Origin of the sequence: Streptomyces sp. NRRL WC-3549 (assembly GCF_000721935.1) — a bacterium.
In the GTDB taxonomy this organism is placed as follows: domain Bacteria; phylum Actinomycetota; class Actinomycetes; order Streptomycetales; family Streptomycetaceae; genus Streptomyces.
Map to the genome: position 1 here is coordinate 61,298 of NZ_KL585426.1, position 4,193 is coordinate 65,490.

The 4,193-nt window shown below is 71.5% G+C and carries 4 protein-coding genes, 1 pseudogene and 1 riboswitch; of the genes and pseudogenes, 4 read left to right on the plus strand and 1 reads right to left on the minus strand.

What is annotated here, in order from left to right; translation table 11 throughout:
* Together IH13_RS0128675 and IH13_RS44090 are read left to right on the plus strand one after the other, a co-directional pair.
* Nucleotides 1-451 (plus strand): cupin domain-containing protein (locus tag IH13_RS0128675; RefSeq protein ID WP_031088912.1); only part of this gene is annotated, 451 nt, incomplete at its 5' end.
* Between the two features lie 70 nt (nt 452-521).
* Entirely contained in the window at nt 522-695 is a 174-nt protein-coding gene (locus IH13_RS44090; RefSeq protein WP_199814874.1) for a DUF6126 family protein, read from the plus strand.
* Between the two features lie 115 nt (nt 696-810).
* On the opposite strand, the gene IH13_RS0128685 is transcribed toward IH13_RS44090, so the two are convergent.
* A complete protein-coding gene (locus IH13_RS0128685) occupies nt 811-1,620 on the minus strand; it encodes a tyrosine-protein phosphatase (protein ID WP_031088913.1) in 810 nt (269 codons plus the stop codon).
* A 406-nt stretch (nt 1,621-2,026) separates the two neighbouring features.
* Nucleotides 2,027-2,198: riboswitch (cyclic di-AMP (ydaO/yuaA leader) on the plus strand.
* 3 nt (nt 2,199-2,201) lie between these two features.
* Between IH13_RS0128685 and IH13_RS38720 the strand changes: the two are divergent.
* Both IH13_RS38720 and IH13_RS0128695 read left to right on the plus strand, forming a co-directional pair.
* A pseudogene (locus tag IH13_RS38720) lies at nt 2,202-3,115 on the plus strand (M23 family metallopeptidase).
* 173 nt (nt 3,116-3,288) lie between these two features.
* Nucleotides 3,289-4,113, plus strand: coding sequence for an SGNH/GDSL hydrolase family protein (locus tag IH13_RS0128695; RefSeq protein ID WP_031088914.1), 825 nt, complete (start codon nt 3,289-3,291; stop codon nt 4,111-4,113).
* Nucleotides 4,114-4,193 lie beyond the last annotated feature (80 nt).

The window sequence follows — 4,193 nt, forward strand, 5'->3', positions numbered from 1 at the left end:
GTCGCTGCCGATGCTGCTCGGGCTCGCCCGTATCTACGGTACGACGGTCTCCGAGCTCCTCGGCGAGGCGCCGCCCGACCGTGACGCGATCGTCCGCGGCGGCCCCCTCGGCGCGGGCGCCGAGGCCGACGGGTGGCGCTACCGGCAGGCGGGCGGGTCGGGCCGTGCGATGCAGGCCCTGCGCGTCCACGTGCCCTACGGCACCGAGAGCGATCTCGTGCGGGTCCATCCCGGCGAGGAATGGCTGTACGTCCTGGAGGGCCGCCTGCGGGTCGCCCTGGGGGAGTCGCTGCACGACCTCGACGCCGGGGACAGCGCGCACTTCGACTCGCTCACCCCGCACCGGATCGCGGCGCTCGACCGGGCGGGCGCCCAGCTGCTCTTCGTCCACACCCTGGTGCAGAGTTCCGCCGCCGAGCTCTGCCTGGGCAACGGGATCCATCGGCTCTGAAGCCGGCCCCCGACCCGCCGAACCCCCTTCGTGATCCTTCCGGCCCGTGCGGGCGGAGGAGAGGACTGCCATGTCTGATTCAGAGCACTACGACCCGCTCACTCCGTACCGGCCGGAGAAGCAGGAGACGCAGGAGCGCCGGATGCCGCGCGGAGTCGTCATCCGGCTCTTCGCCTACCTCGTGGCCGGGCACGTCATCGCCGGCTTCCTGTACATCCTGTTCACCGTCGCCGGGGAGGGCTGACCGGGCGGGCCCGGAGCCGTCTGCCCGGAGGCGTGCGCCCGAGGGGCGGCGCGGGTGCCCGCGACCGGACCGTCCCGCGTCGGCCGGTCTCGTGCGACTGGCCCGGGCCCGCGCCTCAGACGTCCTCGACCAGGCGCTCACGCAGCTTCTCGCGGGTCTCCGGCGCGACCTTCAGCCCCTCGCTCAGGTAGCGGTCCGTGCCGCCCCAGGTCTCCTCGATCGTGGTGAACGCGGCGGCGAGGTACTCGGCGCGCGCCGCGAAGAGCGGATTGAGCAGTTCCATGACCTCGTCGGACATGCCCGTCGCCGAGGTGTCGCTGCGCCGCACCTTGTAGCGGCGGTGCGCGTCGTTGGACTTGAGGTAGTCGGCCTCGACGGCCTCCTTCTCCACGCCGACGGCGAGCAGCGCGACCGCGATCGTCAGACCGGCGCGGTCCTTGCCCGCGGCGCAGTGCATCAGCGCCGGCACGCTGTCCTCGGCCAGGGCGTGCAGGACGCGGCTGTGTTCGGCGGTGCGGTCCGTGATGATCGACCGGTAGGAGGCGATCATGCGGTCCGCCCCCTTGCCGCCCGCGAGGATCGAGCGCAGCTGCTCGATGCCGCCGTCACGGACCAGCCGCCAGAACTCGGCGCCGTCCGCCGGGTCGGAGAGCGGAATGCTGACATTACGCACGCCGGGCAGCTCCACGTCGTACCCGTCGAGCTTGTGGTCGGCCGCGTTGCGGAAGTCGAAGACCGTGTGCAGGCCGAGACCGGCCAGGAAGGCGGTGTCGGACTCGGTGGCATGGGCGAGGTGACCGCTGCGGTAGAGGCGTCCGTACCGCACCGTGCGGCCGTCGGTCGTCGGAAGCCCGCCCACGTCGCGGAAGTTGCGGACACCGGTCAGTTCGATGTCGGTCGACGGAACCTCTGGCAGCTGCGTCACAAGGTCTCCTGGTGTCTGGCGTCGGCGCCGCTCGCCGACGAGGGCACGCCCGCGACGATACGACATGGATGCATCAGGCAATCGGTGCGGCCTCGGACCCGACGTCCGTCCGCCGCGACGGGGAGGTTCGATGAACTCTGTCCGGATTGACGCATTTAGCAGAGCTCGCCCTTTTCGTGAAGGGCGGAGTGGTGGGCGGGTGAGCGGGATCATATCCGTGACGGTGCGTGGTGAGATGCCCGGCGCCCCTTCCGTACGGCGTGCGGAATGCCAAGATCGGTAATCCACGGAGTGTGACCGGAATTCCCGTACGGAATGGAATGGCGGATTCCCCGGCCGTACGCTGCGGCTTGTTCCGGGCCTCCCGGCTCGCTTAACGTCACCGTCAATCCGGACGGAACGCCTAATCCTGCCGCCGCCCGGAATCCGCATCGACCCACGTGTGGCAGGAGCGGGGGAACCAGGTAAGTCGCCGACCGGAGTCATCCGGGACGGCTCGGGGTCAAGTCGCGCTCCGCGCGGCCGGGCATCTCCAGTCCGAACCCGACAGCTCACCTCGTAGGCGCCGGAGAGGAACCCCCATGCCCGCAAAGGGTAAGCACCGCCGTACCGCGTCCGGTCCCCTCGTCCGCGGCGTCCTGGCCGCCGGGACCGGCGGCGCCGTCCTCGCCCTTCCGCTGTTCGCCGCCACCGGCGCGCACGCGGCGGAGCAGGCCGCGCCCGCCGTCAGGCCCGCGGCCACCGCTGCCGCTCAGGGCACGCCCGCCGCCGCGACGGAGGCGAGCACCCCGAAGACCTACTCCGTGGTCTCCGGCGACTACCTCTCGAAGATCGCGGCCGACCAGAAGGTCGAGGGCGGCTGGCAGAAGCTGTACCAGGACAACCGGGACGTCGTCGGTGACAACCCGAGCCTGATCTTCCCGGGCATGAAGCTGACCCTGGGCGCGAAGGCGTCCGGCGCGGCCACCCCGTCCGCTCCGGCCGGGACCGCACCCTCGAAGGCCGAAGCGGCCCCCGAGGAGAAGTCCGCCCCGAAGGCTTCGGCCCCGGCACAGAACACGGCCGCCGAGACCTCCGAGCCGGCCTCGGAAGGGGACAGCTCCGGCTGGACCACCCCGGTGGCCTCCGCCAACGTCACCACCCAGTACCGTGCGTCCGGCGCCAGCTGGTCCAGCGGCTACCACACCGGATCCGACTCCCAGGCCGCCTCCGGGCCGTCGGCGCGGGCACCGTGGTCTCGGCCGGCTGGAGCGGCGCGTACGGCAACGAGATCGTCATCCAGCACAGCGACGGCATGTACTCGCAGTACGCCCACCTGTCCTCGCTCGGCGTCTCGGCCGGCCAGACCGTGACCGGCGGCCAGCAGATAGGCCTCTCCGGCTCCACCGGCAACTCCACCGGTCCGCACCTCCACTTCGAGGTCCGCACCGGCCCGGGCTACGGCTCGGACGTCGACCCGATCGCCTACCTGCGTTCGCACGGCGTCTCCATCTGACGTCACCGGACAGGCGGACCGATCGCCACAAGAGGAGGGGCGGTGCGCGGCTGCGCACCGCCCCTCCTCTTATTCCGGCTTTACCAAAATCTGACGGGGTGGTTTTTCTCACCACCCGTCAAGGCCTTATTACGGTCGCGTAGGTCACATTCGTAGGTGCAAGATATGTGCTCGTGGCAGACGATTCGAGAAACAGACAGCACAGCATCATCGGGTCGTACGCGGCGATAGGCGACAGCTTCACCGAGGGAGTCGGAGACCCCGGCCCCGACGGGACGTTCGTCGGCTGGGCGGACCGTTTCGCGGTCCTCCTCGCGGACCAGCTCCCTGTCCCCGACGCGGCGACGGGCCCTGCGGGCGACACCGGACACTTCCGGTACGCCAATCTCGCCGTACGCGGACGCCTCCTCGACCAGATCGTCGAGGAGCAGGTACCCCGCGCCAAGGAACTGGCGCCGGACCTGGTGAGCTTCTGCGCGGGCGGCAACGACATCATCCGACCCGGCACCGACCCCGACGACGTGGCCGAACGCTTCGAGCGCGCGGTCGCCGACCTGACGCGTTCGGTCGGCACGGTCATGGTCACCACCGGCTTCGACACCCGGGGCGTTCCGGTGCTCCGGCACCTGCGCGGCAAGATCGCCACGTACACCGCCCATGTCCGGGCCATCGCGGACCGCTACGACTGCCCGGTCCTGGACCTGTGGTCCCTGCGGTCGGTGCAGGACCGCCGCGCCTGGGACGGTGACCGGCTGCACCTCTCGCCCGAAGGGCACACCCGGGTGGCGCTGCGGGCCGCCCAGGTCCTCGGTATCGAGGTGCCGGCCGACCCGGACCAGGCGTGGCCGCCGCAGGCACAGCGCGGGACGCTGGAGGTGCGCCGCGACGACATCCACTGGGCGCGCGAGTACCTCGTCCCGTGGATCGGACGGCGGCTGCGCGGCGAGTCCTCCGGGGACCACGTCGAGGCCAAGCGGCCGGACCTGCTGCCCCTCTGAGCGCTCAGCCGGTGACGAGGGGGAGCGGCGCCCGGCCGGTGAGCCCGTCCGGCGCGGGCGGCCGCACCGGACGGGCGGGG

Excerpts from the sequence above, each read along its gene's own strand:
- IH13_RS44090 (WP_199814874.1), top strand. The coding sequence starts at position 522 with ATGTCTGATTCAGAGCACTACGACCCGCTCACTCCGTACCGGCCGGAG.